The following is a 17,388-nucleotide window of genomic DNA, read 5'->3' as shown; positions in this document are numbered from 1 at the left end:
CATGCGGAGCCTCAACATCATTGCGAGGTTCCCACTGGGGGTTTACGTAGGACACAAATCCGATCGACGCAGTGATGAGTTTCCAGATCCAGCACGACTGCATGCTGCTTTGCTTAACTCGGCAACACAAGGAACTCACGCTATTCAGGGCAAACATGGGCTTGAACCAAGTGAATCGGCACTTGTTGCCTTGAAATGGTTGGAAAAGAATCCGCCGGATGGAATCGAAAAACCAACCTCACTACCAGTCTTTACCGGACGACAACGCTTTATGCACCGCGAGGTCGCTCAGTCTTCAGGAGGAAGGAAAACGGAGCAACGCCCGCTGTCAGACGGCATCGCTTTGGCTAGTCATGTTGGCTGGCATTGGGATAACGTACCTGATGATGTTGCAGAAACATTGGAGCAGTTGTGTGATGATGTGCCTCACCTGGGCGAATCAGTCAGCGTGGCTATCCTTGAAGGCGGAGTGGTAAACCCAAATCTTCATCTTGATGCTCAGGGGAGTCCTCTAGTTAGCGGTGGGATGATGCTTCGAGTTCCCATTGATGGGCGAACTGATGCATTGATCAAGACGTACCGGAGTAACAATCCAAGTAAAATACCTACTAAGGCAGCGGATAGACCTAAAAAAAATGAGGAACCACTAAACACGCCAGTGACACACGAGTGTTTGGGTAACGTCAAATATTCGCGTCAGGAACCTACAGTGTGTGATGCGCCATGGTCCCAAATTGTCTTGCTTGAGGTTGCAGGAGAAGATCTTCCGCCTCGCCAGTACGTAGCTATTTGCGTCGCTCTTCATCGTGCGATTATTTCGGCTATTGGATTTGGGGCATCCAGCTTCATCACCGGAAAATACGACAAGGCAGTAGCTAAAATACCAGCAAACAGATTGGCATTCCAGTACCTTCCTGGGCAGTACACGCAACACCTCGGTCTCAAAGGCGCAGCCATCGCAATAATGATTCCGGCTGCAGCGAACACGGAAGACCTGAGCCAGTTAGCTAAGGGACTGGCTGCCGTAAAACAACTGTACAGTAGGGATTTTGGTCGACGACATGTCTACTTCAGTGGGATCTCCGTTCAAGCAGATGCGTTTTGGCCGAAGCCGCAGCAGGGTTGCGTTCGGCTGTGGAAACCTCTTACAGCAATAGTTCCAGAGACTCGTCCAGTGAAGCCTAAAGATGGTACTAGACGCTGGACCCTCGCGGATTCTGGGTTGCTTTCCCTCGCATACGTATGGCGCGATAGATTCAACTCTGAGAAAAAGGGCGAGCAACGTTACCTGGAACTGCGTGATCAAGTGAAGACGCAAGATGCGATGGTGTTTAAAGCACGAACGGTAAACGCAAATCCTAGAAAGTATGCGCATAGAACACACGCTAGTGTTGTCACACAACCATGGCGTGGTCTGTTGTCTCTCGGAACACTAGCTACAGATAAAACACTTGTAGCTATCGGTCAGTCACGTCATCTCGGTGGTGGGCTATTAGTTCCTCATGATGTCTTGAAGGACGACTTTGAGCGTATGATTCAGAAGGAAAAGCACAGCAATGATAAATAAACAAACAGTAAAACGCAGTGATTTCTCCGCGTTCTTTGCCGCACTCAATGGAGGGCATGCTCCTTTTAGCTGGCAACAAGACTTGGTTGATCAAATAGTAACCACAGGTACCTGGCCGGAGAGGATTGTTGCTCCAACAGGTGCTGGAAAATCATCAGTAGTGGATGTCCATCTTTTTGTTAACGCCTTATTTGCCAGCGGGAATGGGCCAAGGGTACCACGTCGGCTATGCGTGGTTGTTGGTCGCCGCGCTTTGGTAGACAGTCAGGCAGATAGAGCGATGAATATTCAACGCACCATGGTAGATGTGCTTAATAACGATGCCGCAAATGATGAGAGTGACATCATATACCGTGTTGCAAAGCTGCTTTCATCATTTCACGTGCATGACGTAACTGAGCCCTTTTTGGTGGGTCACATACGTGGTGAGCTCAGCAATCGCTCCTTGCCAGTCAATGAACTCTCAGTCTGCGCAGTAATTGCTGCGACACCAGATATGTGGGGGTCGCGCCTACTGTTTAAAGGTTACGGCAGTTCGAAACAAGCCCGTCCTCGTGAAACAGCCTTGATTGCAATGGACTCCGTTTTTGTCCTTGATGAGGCTCACCTTAACCAACAGCTACTGGTGACTGCCCGGCGAGTGGCTAAGTTGCAGGAATTTGGCGCTGATATAGGCGTGCCACGGCTCCAGGTCGTAGAAACGACAGCGACTCCGTCTGAACTTAAAAAGGGACAAACTGAGGTTGGAGTTGATGTTTCTAACCTTGGCGGCGCTGATGATGCGGAACTTCTACGAAGGGTTAACTCCGTCAAAGAACTTCGTCGCGTATCAGTAGAAAAGTGGAACGGTGCACCGGGTAATAGTGAGGTAGTCGCGCATGCAGTAGCTGAAATACATAATTTGCGAAATGATCAGACAGGTTCCGGAGTCGAGCAAAGTCGTACAATCGGATGCATTGTTAATCATGTTGATACTGCTGTCAAAATTGCGAATGAGCTAAAAAAAAGAAAACTTAACGTTGAGCTCATCGTTGGCCGAATGCGAACATATGATCTAGAACAATTGCGTGAAAAACATCCATTGCTCTTCACCTGTGTTGGCGATAGTGAAATTGACGTAGTGGTAGCTACTCAGACGCTGGAAGTGGGAATTGATATTGATTTTTACTCCCTGGTTACAGAGCTGGCACCCGCTTCATCGCTTGCGCAGCGTTTTGGCAGAGTTAATCGTTTGGGGAAAAGAACAGATTCAAAAATTGTTGTTCTTGAGCCAGTGGATTTGGCAAAAGTTAAAGATTTAATGCCGCCATACAAAGGCGATGATCTGCGCGAATCTTATAATTGGTTGGATGCATTATCGCAGCAAGGTAACGCAAATCCAGCAGCAATGTTAGCCTGTGTTCCACCAGAAACATTGCCGTCTCGGTTGCTCTATCAACGTCCCGAGCTGACGGATCTTCTCGAATTTTCACGAACCTCTGAAGACGCATATGCAGAACCAGATCTTGATTTATGGCTGCATGATTCTCTGGAGGAGCAGATGGCAATTGGCGGAATTGTTGTGCGAGAACAGCTTCCAGGGGATGATTTCGTCGCTCTCGAACTTTTGAAGGCGTTTCCTCCAAAAAATAATGAAGTTTTTCCGGCAAGTTTGGATGTGTTACACCACATTCTATCTCAACTTGTTGTTGACGATAAACAGAGGATTAGGCTGGAACGAAGCGAACCTGATATTCTGCGACGAGCATTCTTTCTTCGCGATGGTGAGATCGAAATCTGCACACCACGACATAGGTCCCGTCCTGGCGACTTGATCATCATCGATCGAGGGATTCCTTTTACCACCGAAAAAGTAGCGGTGACAGGAAATCCTGGCGACAAAGAGCCACCAGAGGCTGTAAAAGATAAATATACTAAGATCCTAACTTTCGATGCTGGTATGTCAAAATCTGAAGCTGAAATTTTCAGGGAATTTTGCGGATTAACGCCAGACGAGGCAACCAGTATCTGGCGCGAATTTGGCAATGTAGATGATGATATTGTCCTATCAAGCTCGATTCAAGATGATCTAAGATTTGGCGAGGTTGTTTCATGGTACGCCGTTACGCGTAAAGAAGAGCCTCAAGAAGATAGTGATATTCGGCAAGAGTGGACTTATACGCAGGGGAAAATCTTTCTCGAAGATCATCAGCGTGATGTAGCTGCACGTGCCGAAAAGATCGCTTGTGTTGTTGGTTTGAAAGAAGATTTTGCTGAGGATGTGGTGTTTGCTGCTCGACATCATGATGACGGTAAATCTGATAGCCGATTCCAGAGCATGCTTGGAGGACTAAAATCTGAAAAGAGTCTAGCAAAGAGTGAAGTTCGAACTCGTCAGGAAACGAAAATTGCTAGGCAACGAAGTGGCCTGCCGCAAGGGTGGCGGCATGAACAAATGTCGGTTGCTTTAGTCGCCAATGAAAGAGCGCAGGGGAAACTAGAGTGTTCGGATCTTGCTTTGCGAATAATCGGATGCAGCCACGGACATGGGAGAAATTCTTTTGCGCATACAGATCGCATTCTGTTGCCGCAAAATAGTCAGGATCCCATTTCCGATACTTTGCAGGAACAAGCGCATGAGCTATTTTTCACCGGTCGATGGGAAGAGTTAATCGAACGAACCGACGTCGAATTTGGTCCATATATGACGGCATATCTTGAGGCGCTTGAACGGGCGGCTGACGTTCAAATTTCGGCGGAAGGAAAATGATGTCTACAATTACTCTCGCGGGCGACTACCGTTCTGCGCTCACTCATTTCGCACTGTATGGTTTAGCAATGCTAGCTGAGACACACCATCCAGGCGCTGTAACTCTCGGATGGAGTGATGAAGTCATACCTAAAGCGCAGCTTGATATTGAAGGTGTGGGCTTGGATGCCGTGGCTGAATATATCTTGCAGTATTCGGTTCAATTAAGTTCAGTTGATAGTTGGGTTACTGTCAATAATGAGTATGGAAGCGGAAAAAAGAAAGCAATATTTTCTCCATTTTCGCCGCGCATACGTGGTATTGACGTTCAAGCTAATCCATACGATTGGCATAATCATCAAAAGGCCAGGTTTCATGCGCTAAACCAATTGACTTTGGACGGTGATTTGCTTTCGCTTCGCTGGATATTTGGTCTTGGTGAAGCTGCGTACTGGCGTTTTTTACGTAAGGAAAACCGGCCAGATCATGGTGCGTCCAGGTGGGAGATGAAAACGAGGAACAAAGGAGAGGAATTTGTTCAGTATCGGCTTCGACCGCTGTGTATTGAACTTTCTCAATGGAGTATAAGTGATATTTCCTCTGGCATTACCGGCGTAACTCTTCGCGATACTATAGGAAAAAATGCAATTGATTCACGTACATCAACTGGTTTTACCCCACCAGGTCCTGCCGATGTTGCGTTAACATTCGCTGCTCTTTTAGGGATTGCATGTTTTCCTGTAGTGAGGAAGATTGATCAGCTGAGTATCACTCCGGGGGCCTGGCCTTCCGACGTACTTCACCCAGATAATATGGTTCTTCCAATCTTTGCTCAGAAGATAACACCAGCCAGGTTACGCGCAATATTACGCAGCCAGGCATTTGCAGAGGCAGTGGAGCAAGTGTGTGGTGTTGAGGCTGGCATTGTGGAAAATAACACGGCAAGTGTGCTTGGCTCTGCTCGTTCGGCTGTATGGCTTAAAGATCGTGGTGTGAAGGCTGTAGCGAGGTTTCCGATTTTGCTCGCGGGAAGCTCATCGGCACCTGAACGTCAAGTTCAGTATGGTACGGCGGTGCCATTATGAGTTACCGCGAAGATGCTGTGCTTCCCATTTCTTTGGTAGCGCAAACAGTGTATTGCGAGCGTCGAGCTTGGCTAGAAGCAAATGGTGAAGTGACCGACACGTCACAGATGCAGCATGGACATTCGTCACATCACGGAGTAGATGATCCGGCGACCTCGCGAAGTCAACAACGTCGTTCAGTTCAGGTCAAGTCCGATGAGTTAGGTATTATTGGCAGATGTGATGTCGTTGAACCTGTTGACAACGACTCGATGAGGGTGGTGGAATATAAATCCACTCCGGTCAGGAAAACTCCACAAGTCACTGAAGCTAACCGTATTCAACTGGCTCTTCAAGGTATATGCCTTAAGGAATCAGGTGAAAATATAACTGAGTATGCAGTTTATTTTACTGATCATAACAAGAAGATGCCTGTTGAACTCACTGAAAAAGATTTCAACTTGGCGAGAAGCTTTGTTGATAGAACTCGTAATATTATTGAAGGCACCATAGCTCCTGGTCCACTCGAAGACTCACCTAAGTGTAGTTGGTGTTCACATGTTAGTGTCTGTCTTCCAGATGAGCATCTAGGACGTGTGACTTCCCAGAAGATCGTTCCGTCGAAACCCGATAGCCAGGTCGTGCATTTGACTGTGCAGGGTGCCCGCGCATCAGTGCGAAAGGGAAGGATGATAGTCCAATCCAAAGGTGAGCAGATTGGTGATGTTCCCTTGGAGAGGATTCATAGTGTTGTCATCCATGGCAATATTGACCTTTCCTCCGCACTGCTGCGGGATCTTATGTGGCGTGATTACACTGTCATTTGGTGTTCTAGTAGTGGTCGTGTCTATGGCTGGTCGCAACCCGGAACAGGACCAAATGGTTTGGCGAGGGTCCAACAGCATGTCTTGTCGGCGCGTGGAAGCGTGCCGATTGCTACAGAGATGATCTCAAGTAAGATAGCAAATCAAGCAACGCTGCTTCGGCGAAATGGCGATGCTGATCATGCGGTCAAAGAATTGCGAAAGTTGCAGCAAAATGCACTCAAAGCTGCATCGTTGCCCGAGTTATTCGGGATTGAGGGTGATGCGGCAAGCTTATATTTTGGTGGCTTTGAAACGATGCTGAGCACAGCCACTTTGCGGTCGCTAGGTTGGTGGTGGCAGGGTAGGACCGGACGTGGAGCAACGGATCCGCTAAATATCTTGTTAAACTACGCGTATGGCTTACTCTCGTCGGAGTGTATCCGTGCAATCCTCACTTGTGGACTGGATCCTCATGCGGGATTCTTGCATAGCAGCAATCGGAATAAACCAGCGCTTGCTCTTGATCTTATGGAGGAATTTCGCGCAGTTGTAGCAGATTCTGTTGTTTTGACACTAGTTAATCGGAGGCAAATTAGTGGGGGAAGCTTTTTATCGGCTGGTGATAGTCTGAGGTTGTCACCCACAGGTCGTACTGCAATTATCAAAGCATTTGAGCGGCGGATCAACGCGGAATTCAAGCATCCTTTCTTCGGTTATTCAGTGACATGGAGACGTGCAATTGAGATCCAAGCGCGAATGATTCTTGGAGTACTAAATGGTAGCCACCCCAGCTATGTAGGTGTCAAAGTAAGATGAGGCGTGACGACACACGGCGCACACTAATTGCGTATGATGTTCCTAACGATAGACGGCGTGGAAAGATAGCGAAGTTGCTGGAAACCTATGGAGATCGCATACAATACAGCGTCTTTGTGGTTGATATCATTCCTTCGAAGCTTCTACGGTTGAAGGATGAGATTGGCAAGATTGCTCAACTGGACGAAGACTCGATACTATTCTGCGACTTGGGAAGGCTAGCCGACCTGGGGCAACAGAAGTTTAGCTATGTTGGATTGTGTAGGGAAATAACAGATAATGATGTGATTATCATGTAGTCTGCTCCCGGCGAGCTTCAGGTACTTCACGTAAAACCTGGGTTTCGCTCGCGATCAAAAAATCCACCTCAAACTAGCTTCTAGCGCTGTGCATTCGTGTACGGTTGATCATACATCGCGAGCCATTCGCCTCACGCTCGCGAAGCCCTTAGTTTTAGCAGTTCAAAGCTACTAAAATTTGGGGGCTGTCTCTTCCGCTTATGCGGAAGACTTTCATTGAGGCCAACGATAAGCCGTAGGAGCATTTCCGGTATAGAACGGTCTCTTCCGCTTATGCGGAAGACTTTCATTGAGGCATAGGTCTTTGGCAGCTTGCTGATGACTTCGGGAGGGGTCTCTTCCGCTTATGCGGAAGACTTTCATTGAGGCCACAGAGTACCCGCCAACGGAGATACCATTGTCTTTGGGTCTCTTCCGCTTATGCGGAAGACTTTCATTGAGGCTGGGAGACTTGCCGCGATGCCATTCTAGCATGGAAAGTCTCTTCCGCTTATGCGGAAGACTTTCATTGAGGCCCAGCGGACACGACCGTTACGATCCTTGCCAACCTTCGGTCTCTTCCGCTTATGCGGAAGACTTTCATTGAGGCTCCTTTTCGATACGCCGGTTCTCGGCCTCAAACTTAGTCTCTTCCGCTTATGCGGAAGACTTTCATTGAGGCGCACTATCACGTGTCTGGTACCTAGCGCGGAGCAGCGTCTCTTCCGCTTATGCGGAAGACTTTCATTGAGGCAGATATAGGCTCCCTGCCTTGATAATGAGGCTTTCGGTCTCTTCCGCTTATGCGGAAGACTTTCATTGAGGCCCGCATATTCCGCTCAATAATGAAGCAGATACGCAGTCTCTTCCGCTTATGCGGAAGACTTTCATTGAGGCGGCGCTGTGGAATCCATCTTCTCCGAGCACGCAGACGTCTCTTCCGCTTATGCGGAAGACTTTCATTGAGGCATCGACGCATTGGAAGAGCGGCAGGATGTGCGGCTGAGTCTCTTCCGCTTATGCGGAAGACTTTCATTGAGGCAGCGTTCTATCGTTCTCCGGGGCCTGCGGCTCCCACGTCTCTTCCGCTTATGCGGAAGACTTTCATTGAGGCAAGAAGGGCGCTGTTGTCGCCAAGACAGGTTTCGTGTCTCTTCCGCTTATGCGGAAGACTTTCATTGAGGCCAGTATGGCGGCGTCGGTAACCCCAGCTGGGACTGTTGTCTCTTCCGCTTATGCGGAAGACTTTCATTGAGGCGGTGGCGTCTGATCCTGATAAAGACCGTGGCGAAAGCGTCTCTTCCGCTTATGCGGAAGACTTTCATTGAGGCCCGCTGGTGATGTGGTTGATGGCGTCTTCCATGGGCGTCTCTTCCGCTTATGCGGAAGACTTTCATTGAGGGCAGGGGAAGGGCGAATTTATCCTAAGTTTTGGTTTTTTCGCTGCCTATGTAGCAGACTTTCATTTGTAATAAAATAAAGTTGTCGCAGTATCAAGAAAATTAAAAGTCAGCCCTGTTTTTTCTGCACATGCGATACTGCAAGGAATTGGAAAGGTTTGCCCTATAGGCGTAAAAGCAATTATCTTGGGCATTGGTCTAGCGCTAGTTGTGACACCGTCAATATGGTCTACATTGCATTTTGAAAATGTCTTATTCGGATAATAAGGCGTCTACAGTAGATGTGATTTGTGTAGCAAATGATGCTCAAGTTGCATAGTTGGTGCGTATCCTTAGTGGCGATGAAATCGTAGATGGCTGCAACTGTGACTCAATATGTGGCTGTTAATCGTTTCACCTGCGTAGCCCGTTGTGGTTTGGTGTTGGCGAAAATTATATTCCTGCCCAGAATTGTCAAATGCACTAGGATTGCAAGTTAACGTGTATTTCTAATTTTCTTCTAGTGTGTCAAAGGTTTTGCATTGCAGTTTTTATTACCTTCATGCTCGCGTGCTTCTAAAATGCTTCTTTCTTGTTGTGATCGTCGCCTTTTGTCTTTCATAACTAGTGGCAGCTATGGCAGATTTACTTATGACATCAAGCGTGAATATATTCAATTCTCGAAGAATAGTTAGAAAGGCTTCTGGTGGAACATCTGCTGAGATGTTGTATCTTTTGACGGTTTCCCTCGCAGTTGACCTATCTCATTTCGGATTCTAGAGCGGCTCCGTCGTTGTACTCATCTGGAACTCCGGCACTCAAAAATCCACCCCAGCACCCCACCCACACAAACAAAAAGCGCCCCCGGCAGGATTCGAACCCGCGACCAGCCGGGTAGAAGCCGGATGCTCTAATCCACTGAGCTACGGAGGCATGGAAGGATTTCTTCCATCAGGGAACTTTACCGCATCTGTCCGCGCCCACACCACATGACCCCACACCACACAACCCACACCAGACCGTCCACCCACCCCCGCCTGTACACCTTCGTGTCTGCCCCACCTATTAGTGTTTAGTGCATGACGTCATCTTCTTCGGTCACCCCCACGTCAAACTCAATCGGTGCCACCTCCACCCCAACAGACACTGAGCGCGCCGCGGCGTCGTCAAGCAGTGCCCGCGTGACCTGGCCGTTGTTTGTGTTGTTTTGTGTCACAGCGGGTGTTGTGGGTGCGGTGGTGTCGGCGGGTTTCTTGGGGGAGTCGTTGGCGGCGTTGGGTATTCCTGATCCGGGTCCGTTGACCACGGCGGGTTTGCCGTTTTTCCGGGCGGCGGCGTGGATGTTGGCGGCGTTGTCGGTGGGGTCGTTTTTGTTCGCGGGCTTCCTGTGCTCGCCCCGGGAGCTCCGAACACCCACCGCACCCCGCGCCACCACACCTCGAACACCCACCACACCCCACAACAGCCACAACAGCCACAACAGCCACAACACCCACAACACCCACCCCACCCTCCGCTTCGCCATACTGAGCGCGGACGGCACGGTGGCGTCGAAAACGGGTGCGGTTGCGGCGTTGTGTTTTGGTCTCATCGCCTTGTTGATGGTGCCGATGTATTTGTCGGATGTGTCAGGCCAGCCGTTGGCGGACGCGATGCAGCCACAGAATTGGTCAACCGCAATAAACCAGGTGTCTACATCGTTGGCGTGGCAGTGGTCGGCGGTGTTTGCGCTGGTCACGGGCGTTGCGGCGCTGACTACGCACAGGTGGATCATGCAACCGGTGTGGTTGTGCGGGGCGGTGCTGATGATTGTGCCGTTGGGCTTGGAGGGCCATTCGGCGAGCGGCGGCGATCATGATTACGGCACGAATTCTTACCTGTGGCATGCGGTGTTCATGGTGTTGTGGGTTGGGGGTTTGATGGCGCTGATCGCGCATGGTCGGCGGCGGGGGCCGGGCATGGTGGTGGCGGTGCGTCGTTATTCGGCGGTGGCGTTGGCGTCGGCGCTGGTGATGACGCTGTCGGGCCTGATCAACGCCGCGATTCGTATCCACTGGTCGGATTGGTTTACCACAAGTTATGGCACGTTGATTCTCACCAAAACCGTTGGTGTGGTGGTGCTCATCATGATGGGCTGGCTGCACCGCCAGGCCACGATCCCGAAGTTGGAGAAACAGCCACGCCTGTTCCAGCGGGTGGCGATTGTGGAAGTACTGGTGATGGCGGCGATCACGGGTGTGGCGGTGTCGCTGGGCCGCACTCCGCCGCCCCCGCCGCGCGAACCGGATTTGAACACGATGGATATTCAGCTGGGCTACAAGTTGTTTGTGGAACCCACCATCTGGAATGTGTGGACGATGTGGCGTTTCGACATCATTTTCGGCACCCTCGCCATCCTCCTCGCCGTCGCCTACATGTGGGGTGTGCGCCGCCTGCGCCTGCGTGGCGAACCCTGGCCGTGGTACCGCACCGCCTGGTTCATGTCAGGTTGCGTGATGTTGCTGGTCACCATGTGTTCCGGCATCGGTATGAACATGCCCGCCACGTTTTCCATGCACATGGTTGGCCACATGATTCTCTCCATGGGCGTCCCGGTGTTCTGGGTGCTGGGCGGTCCGTTCACCCTGTGGCTCGCCGCGATCAACCCAGGTCAGCCGGGCCAGCCGGGGCCGCGCGAGTGGCTTGAGGTGGCCATCAACAACTCGGTGGTGCGGTTTATCACCCACCCCGCGGTGAACACCATCCAGTTCCTGGTGGTGTTTTACATCCTGTACCTCACCCCGCTTTACGACGTCGCGGTGTCCGAGCATGCCGGTCACCTCACCATGAACATCATGTTTCTGTGGTCCGGTTTCATGTACTACTGGGAGGTCATTGGGGTGGATCCCGTCCCGGTGGAGCGCAACCCCATGGGCAAGGGCGCGTGGCTGTTCGGGTCGCTGCCGTTCCACATGTGGTTCGGGGTGGCGCTGATGCAGATGCAAGTCATCCTGGCCTACGATTTCTACTCCACACTGGGACTGCCGTGGCACGTGGATTTGCTGCGGGACCAGAACGTGGGCGGCGGCATCGCCTGGGCCGCAGGCCAGTTCCCACTGATGATTGTGGTGGGGGCCGTGGTGCTGGCGTGGTACCGGGACGATCACCGCCAGATGCGCACCTACGACAAACATGCCGACGAAACCGACGACGAGGACATGGCCGCCTACAACGCCATGTTGGCGCAGATCAACGCTGGTGAGAACCCCTTCGAGGAGTACTATGCGCAGGATATGAGGGGCAGAAATGATAGCTCCACCTAGCCTGCTGCGCAACGCCTCACCTGGCCGTCTGTGGATAACTCGGTTTATCCACAGGCAGGCTCTGACGGCAGATGCGCAACCCCTGGATCAGGTGGCAGAGTAGGGATCACGGCCCCAGGGAATGACACCGGGGGATCGGGGAGACGGGGGTTCGAGGGGACCATTCCCGCCGGGGCTGATACTACGTTCGTGTTCGACGGCGCACTCGGCGCCGACAATGAGGAGGGGCATCATGGCTCAGCATTCCTACACTGTGACCGGCAATCTTGTCGCCGATCCGCATTACCGCCAGACGGGGGAAAACCAGGGGGTGTGTAAATTCCGGTTGGGCGCCAGCCGTCAGCGGCGTGGCGAGGACAACGTGTGGTATTCCGTCGACCAGGTATGGCTCAATGTTGAGTGCTGGGGGCCGCTGGCGCAGCACGCGCGTCGTTCCCTGACCAAGGGCATGGCGGTGATTGTGGTGGGCACGCTGGTGACGCATTCCTGGCGGGACGCTGATGGGGAGCTTCAGTCCTACATGGTGGTCAAGGCATCGCATATCGGCCCCGACCTGAACCGCTACCTCACCAACACTGTGGTTCCGCAGCACGCCGTGGTGCAGGCCGATGCCACAGCGGAGATGCCCGACGCCTCGACGGATGCGAGCCAATGGGTGGATTCCTCCTCTTATAAGCCGGAGGATGTCGATAAAGAACTCGCGGCGGTAGGGGCGGCGGGGGAGGTTGAGGAAGCGCCGTTTTAGCGGAGGCGTCGATACGCGCACCTGGGGGAGTGGCTGATGACGCCTCCCGAACCCACTTCATGTACCCTTTGTGGAGGTTAAAAGTTGCAACAATAAAAGGGGTTGTCGTGGGTGAGTTCATCTACACGATGAAAAACGTGCGCAAAGCACACGGTGACAAGGTCATTTTGGACGATGTCACCATGGCCTTCTTTCCGGGCGCAAAGATTGGTGTTGTTGGCCCGAATGGTGCCGGTAAATCCTCCATCCTTAAAATTATGGCTGGTTTGGACCAGCCCTCCAACGGTGAGGCATTCCTCGACCCGGGTGCCACCGTGGGTATTCTGCTGCAGGAGCCGCCGCTGAACGAGGAAAAAACAGTCCGCGGCAACGTGGAAGAGGGCCTTGGCGAGATTTTTGCCAAGAAGAAGCGTTTCGACGAGATCGCCGAAGAAATGGCCACCAACTACACCGACGAGCTCATGGAAGAAATGGGCAAGTTGCAGGAAGATCTCGACGCCGCCGATGCCTGGGAGATTGACTCCAAGATCGAGCAGGCGCTGGAGGCTCTGCGCTGCCCGCCCGGCGATGAGCCCGTCACCCACCTTTCCGGTGGTGAGCGGCGCCGCGTCGCGCTGGCTAAGCTGCTGCTTTCGGAGCCTGACCTGCTGCTTCTAGACGAGCCCACCAACCACCTCGACGCCGAATCCGTCCTGTGGTTGGAGCAGCACCTGGCCAAATACCCCGGTGCCGTCCTGGCCGTCACCCACGACCGCTACTTCCTCGACCACGTCGCGCAATGGATTTGCGAAGTCGACCGCGGCAAGCTCTACCCCTACGAAGGCAACTACTCCACCTACCTGGAGAAGAAAGCCGAACGCCTCGACATCGCAGGCAAAAAAGACCAGAAGCTGCAAAAACGACTCAAGGAAGAACTCGCCTGGGTCCGCTCCGGCGCGAAGGCCCGCCAGGCCAAAAACAAGGCCCGTCTGCAGCGCTACGAAGAAATGGCCGCCGAAGCTGAGCAGTACAAGAAACTCGACTTTGAAGAAATCCAAATCCCGACGCCGCCGCGCCTGGGCAACCAGGTTGTGGAAGTCAGCAGCCTGAACAAGGGTTTCGACGGCCGCGTCCTCATCAAGGACCTTTCCTTCACCTTGCCCCGCAACGGCATTGTCGGTGTGATCGGCCCCAACGGCGTGGGCAAAACCACGCTGTTCAAAACCATCGTTGGCCTGGAAAACCCCGACGAGGGCGATGTGAAAGTCGGCCAAACCGTCCAGCTCTCCTACGTGGACCAGAACCGCGAAAACATCGACCCGGAAAAAACCGTGTGGGAAGTAGTCTCCGACGGTCTGGACTACATCGTGGTCGGCCAAAACGAAATGCCCTCCCGCGCGTACCTCTCCGCCTTCGGCTTCAAAGGTGCCGACCAGCAAAAACCCGCCAAGGTTCTCTCCGGTGGTGAACGCAACCGCCTCAACCTCGCGCTCACCCTCAAACAAGGTGGCAACCTCATCCTCCTCGACGAGCCCACCAACGACCTCGACGTGGAAACCCTTTCCTCCCTGGAAAACGCCCTGCAGAAATTCCCCGGCTGCGCCGTTGTGATCTCCCACGACCGTTGGTTCCTTGACCGCACCTGCACCCACATCCTCGCGTGGGAAGGCAACGTGGAAGAAGGGCAATGGTTCTGGTTTGAAGGCAACTTCGAGGAATACGAAAAGAACAAGGTCGACCGCCTTGGCCCCGAGGCTGCCCGTCCGTCCCGCGTGACTCACAGGAAACTCACTCGCTAAAGCGGAGGTTTGCCGGGGCGGGGTTTATGTACCGGCACGTCACATGTGCTTATGCTCAAGCACGAAAATGGGGTGTTTTTCGGCTTGGAGATAAGCACATTTGACGTGCTTGCCATACGTGCTTGTCATATAGGTCCACTGCCAGGTCCGAAAACACCCTGTTTCCGTACCCAGCGATAGACCTTTTTCTATGCAAGCGTTTGCACTAACAGTGTTCAAGGTTTTCCTGCTCACCAGCCGCACAGCTGCCGCGCTCTGCCAAACCGCCACCCCTGCACAGTATGTATACCGTCAAGTCTGAAAACGTCCCATTTTCAACCGGAGCGTATACACACTTCGCATCAACCCCGCCCTAGCACCACCGACCCCACACCCAACCCGCCACCAACCTCATCATCGATTAACCTGCGCATATGTCCAATACCCCTAGCGTTAACATATTTTCTATCGCCTGAGTTCCTGGCCCGATTTGTGGTAGAAAAGGGGGGACTGTTTTCTTGCGTAGGGGCCGTGCTGTTCTGTGGCGCGGTTGTTGCGCAGGTTTTTTGGTGAAGGGAAGGCTGCTCGGATATGGGCGAACGTGGTAATCAGCATGACGTGACTGAGGGCGCTGTGGTGCATGTGTGTCGGATTCCGGTGAGGTGGTCGGATTTTGATCGTTTTGGCCATCTAACTAATTCCGCGTATGTGGAGGTGGCGCAGGAGGCGCGTTTGGATTGGGCGCATCAGGAGTTTGTACAGAAGGGCATGGATGTGCCATCTGTTTTTGTGCGGCATATTACTGCTGATTATCGTCTTCCGATTTTGCCCACGGCGACTGAGGTTCAGGTGGAAACCGAGGTTGTGCAGGTGAAAACCACGTCGTTTACCACCCGCCAGACTATTAAGAATGAGAAGGGCGAGGCTGCGTGTGTGGTGGAGTGCGTGCAGATTGCGGTGGATTTGAAGACGGCATCGCCGCGCGCGATTGAGGCGCATGAGATGAAGGTGCTCGCCCGCGGCAAGAGCTCAGAAGGCAGTGAAGAGGGCCAGGGCTAGCCATGTCCGCAACCCAGGATCATTTGACCATTACGTCGGGCGAGTCGGGCTTGCGGGCGTTGTTGTTGCGTGCTCGTGGGTTGGATGAGCAGGCGACGGTGCGTTTCCGTCAGCTGGGGGAGCAGGTTGATTGTTTTGTCACCACTCCGTTCCGCGTCCTGGCGAGCCGCCGCGTGGTCGGGGAGGTCTCACGGGATGGCGCTGCGGCTGGGGTGTCGGCGGTGCTGGAGGCGCTGGATAGCTCCCCGGAAAACGCTTCTTTAGGTCCGGCTCGCGACGCCATGTTTCCCGGCGCGCTTCCGCCGGCGTCGGGGTTTGTGTTGGTTGATGAGCTTCCGGTGGGGGTTGTCCGTGATCTTGCGGATCAGGGCCGCGCCTTAGCCAGGCAGTTTTCGGGTCCGATGGGCCCGCCGGCGTCGTTGATGGATCAGACGGTGATTACCGCGACGTCGTCAAGCGGTGACACGAGCGTTGAGGTGCCAATGCGCGCGGTGTTTGCGTGCACTGCCCTGCAGTTGATTCCGGGTGGGTCGGCACCGGAGGAGATTCCCAGGCAGTTGCGGGTGTCGTCGGTGGGGCGCTGGTTGCGTATCGACGCCCCGTTTGGTTCCGTTTACTTCTCAGCTGGCGGTTTTTCGCTCGTAGACCGCTTAGTCTAGACTGTGGTTTACTGTACTGTCCGTACCGTTGTTTGGAGGAAGAGTGTCCCAGCGAGGTTTTGCCACGAACGCCGTCCATGCGGGCTACGCGCCTGACCCGAATGTGGGGGCCGTGAATCCGCCGATTTACGCCTCCACCACCTTTGTGCAGGACGGATTGAACGAGCTGCGCGGTGGTTTCGAGTACACGCGCTGCGGCAATCCGACGATCGCCGTGCTGGAGGAGGCGGTGGCCACCCTGGAGGGCGGCGAGTACGGTCGGGCGTTTTCGTCGGGGATGGCGGCGACGGATGTGGTGCTGCGCGCGGTGCTGCAACCAGGGGACCATATGATCGTGGGCAATGATGCCTACGGCGGCACGTTCCGACTGATCGATACGGTGTTTGGCCAGTGGGGTGTGGAGTATTCGGTGGTGGATACCGCCGATGCGCAGGCGATCGCCGGGGCGTTGCAGTCTAACACCAAGCTCATCTGGGTGGAGACCCCCACGAACCCCCTGCTGAACGTGTCGGATATTGCGGCGTTGGCCGAGGTGGCTCACTCGAACGGCACGCTGGTGGCGGTGGATAACACCTTCGCCACCCCGTATCTGCAGCAGCCGCTGGCGCTGGGTGCGGACGTGGTGGTGCATTCCACGACTAAGTACCTGGGCGGGCATTCGGATGTTGTCGGGGGCGTGGTGGTGTGTAACGACGCCGAGTTGGATGAGAAAATCCAGTTTCTGCAAGGCGGCGCAGGCGCGATCCCCAGCCCGTTTGACGCCTTTCTGACGATCCGCGGATTGAAAACCCTGAATCTGCGCATGGATAGGCACTGCGCAAACGCGCAGGCTGTGGCTGAGTTGTTGGACTCTCACCCGAAGGTTGCTTCCGTGCTGTACCCGGGGCTTGCTGGTCATCCAGGCCACGAGGTGGCGGCCCGTCAGATGCGGGGGTTCGGCGGCATGGTGTCGGTGCGGTTCCATGACGAGGACGCGGCCCGGGCGTTTTGCCTGAACACCACGCTGATTTATCTTGCGGAGTCGCTGGGTGGGGTGGAATCGCTGCTGGAACACCCGGCATCGATGACTCACCAGTCGGTGGAGGGGTCGCAACTGGCGGTGCCGCGTGACCTGGTGCGCATCTCCGTGGGCATTGAGGATGTTGATGATCTCCTCGCCGATATTCGGGCCGCGCTGGAGGCCGTGCGCTAGAAAACCGCACACATGTAGGTAATCTGGCGGACAGGG

At 53.6% G+C, this 17,388-nt stretch carries 12 protein-coding genes, 1 tRNA gene and 1 CRISPR repeat array; of the genes, 11 read left to right on the top strand and 2 right to left on the bottom strand.

Annotated features, from left to right (window positions below):
* Position 1: 1 nt before the first annotated feature.
* From csb2 to cas2, 5 genes are read left to right on the top strand one after another with little or no spacing between them, the layout of a single operon-like run.
* Entirely contained in the window at positions 2-1,567 is a 1,566-nt protein-coding gene (gene csb2 / locus CDUR_RS10275) for a type I-G CRISPR-associated protein Csb2 (RefSeq protein WP_179418138.1), read from the top strand.
* A complete protein-coding gene (cas3g, locus tag CDUR_RS10270) occupies positions 1,557-4,316 on the top strand; it encodes a type I-G CRISPR-associated helicase/endonuclease Cas3g (RefSeq protein WP_179418137.1) in 2,760 nt (919 codons plus the stop codon). The genes csb2 and cas3g overlap by 11 nt, the downstream gene beginning before the upstream one ends.
* Positions 4,313-5,380, top strand: a complete 1,068-nt coding sequence (locus tag CDUR_RS10265; RefSeq protein ID WP_233452938.1) for an aldehyde dehydrogenase — start codon at positions 4,313-4,315, stop codon at positions 5,378-5,380. The genes cas3g and CDUR_RS10265 overlap by 4 nt, the downstream gene beginning before the upstream one ends.
* The gene (gene cas1 / locus CDUR_RS10260; protein WP_179418136.1) at positions 5,377-6,981 is read left to right on the top strand and encodes a CRISPR-associated endonuclease Cas1; all 1,605 of its coding nucleotides are present in this window, start codon (positions 5,377-5,379) and stop codon (positions 6,979-6,981) included. Before CDUR_RS10265 ends, cas1 begins: the two co-directional genes overlap by 4 nt.
* Entirely contained in the window at positions 6,978-7,280 is a 303-nt protein-coding gene (gene cas2 / locus CDUR_RS10255; RefSeq protein WP_179418135.1) for a CRISPR-associated endonuclease Cas2, read from the top strand. The genes cas1 and cas2 overlap by 4 nt, the downstream gene beginning before the upstream one ends.
* Positions 7,281-7,467: 187 nt before the next feature.
* A CRISPR array of direct repeats spans positions 7,468-8,662; the repeat unit is 36 nt; unit sequence GTCTCTTCCGCTTATGCGGAAGACTTTCATTGAGGC.
* Positions 8,663-9,497: 835 nt separating this feature from the next.
* On the opposite strand, the gene CDUR_RS10250 is transcribed toward cas2, so the two are convergent.
* Positions 9,498-9,571: transfer RNA gene (locus CDUR_RS10250), tRNA-Arg, on the bottom strand.
* 146 nt (positions 9,572-9,717) lie between these two features.
* Between CDUR_RS10250 and CDUR_RS10245 the strand changes: the two genes are divergently transcribed.
* The gene (locus CDUR_RS10245) at positions 9,718-11,940 is read left to right on the top strand and encodes a bifunctional copper resistance protein CopD/cytochrome c oxidase assembly protein (RefSeq protein ID WP_179418134.1); all 2,223 of its coding nucleotides are present in this window, start codon (positions 9,718-9,720) and stop codon (positions 11,938-11,940) included.
* Between the two features lie 87 nt (positions 11,941-12,027).
* Here CDUR_RS10245 and CDUR_RS10240 read toward each other — a convergent pair whose 3' ends face one another.
* Positions 12,028-12,174: a hypothetical protein gene (locus tag CDUR_RS10240; protein WP_179418133.1), complete on the bottom strand. Its 147-nt coding sequence runs from the start codon at positions 12,172-12,174 to the stop codon at positions 12,028-12,030.
* Between CDUR_RS10240 and CDUR_RS10235 the strand changes: the two genes are divergently transcribed.
* From CDUR_RS10235 to CDUR_RS10215, 5 genes are all read left to right on the top strand, one after another.
* Complete coding sequence (locus CDUR_RS10235) at positions 12,173-12,685, top strand: single-stranded DNA-binding protein (protein WP_179418132.1); 513 nt, start codon at positions 12,173-12,175, stop codon at positions 12,683-12,685. The two genes, CDUR_RS10240 and CDUR_RS10235, sit on opposite strands and share 2 nt — an antisense overlap.
* 107 nt (positions 12,686-12,792) lie before the next feature.
* Positions 12,793-14,463, top strand: a complete 1,671-nt coding sequence (ettA, locus tag CDUR_RS10230; protein WP_040360249.1) for an energy-dependent translational throttle protein EttA — start codon at positions 12,793-12,795, stop codon at positions 14,461-14,463.
* Positions 14,464-15,033: 570 nt separating this feature from the next.
* Positions 15,034-15,501 carry an acyl-CoA thioesterase gene (locus CDUR_RS10225; protein WP_179418131.1) on the top strand — a complete coding sequence of 156 codons (468 nt, stop codon included), beginning with the start codon at positions 15,034-15,036 and terminating at the stop codon, positions 15,499-15,501.
* 2 nt (positions 15,502-15,503) lie between these two features.
* Positions 15,504-16,160 (top strand): DUF8185 domain-containing protein, encoded by a 657-nt coding sequence (locus CDUR_RS10220; RefSeq protein ID WP_179418130.1) that lies wholly within the window; start codon positions 15,504-15,506, stop codon positions 16,158-16,160.
* Between the two features lie 43 nt (positions 16,161-16,203).
* Positions 16,204-17,352 (top strand): cystathionine gamma-synthase, encoded by a 1,149-nt coding sequence (locus CDUR_RS10215; RefSeq protein WP_179418129.1) that lies wholly within the window; start codon positions 16,204-16,206, stop codon positions 17,350-17,352.
* The last annotated feature ends 36 nt before the right edge of the window (positions 17,353-17,388 follow it).

It is taken from the genome of Corynebacterium durum (genome assembly GCF_030408675.1).
Classification (GTDB): domain Bacteria; phylum Actinomycetota; class Actinomycetes; order Mycobacteriales; family Mycobacteriaceae; genus Corynebacterium; species Corynebacterium durum.
Note: the sequence above shows the minus strand (reverse complement) of the source record. Positions and strands in the feature narration are given on the sequence as shown.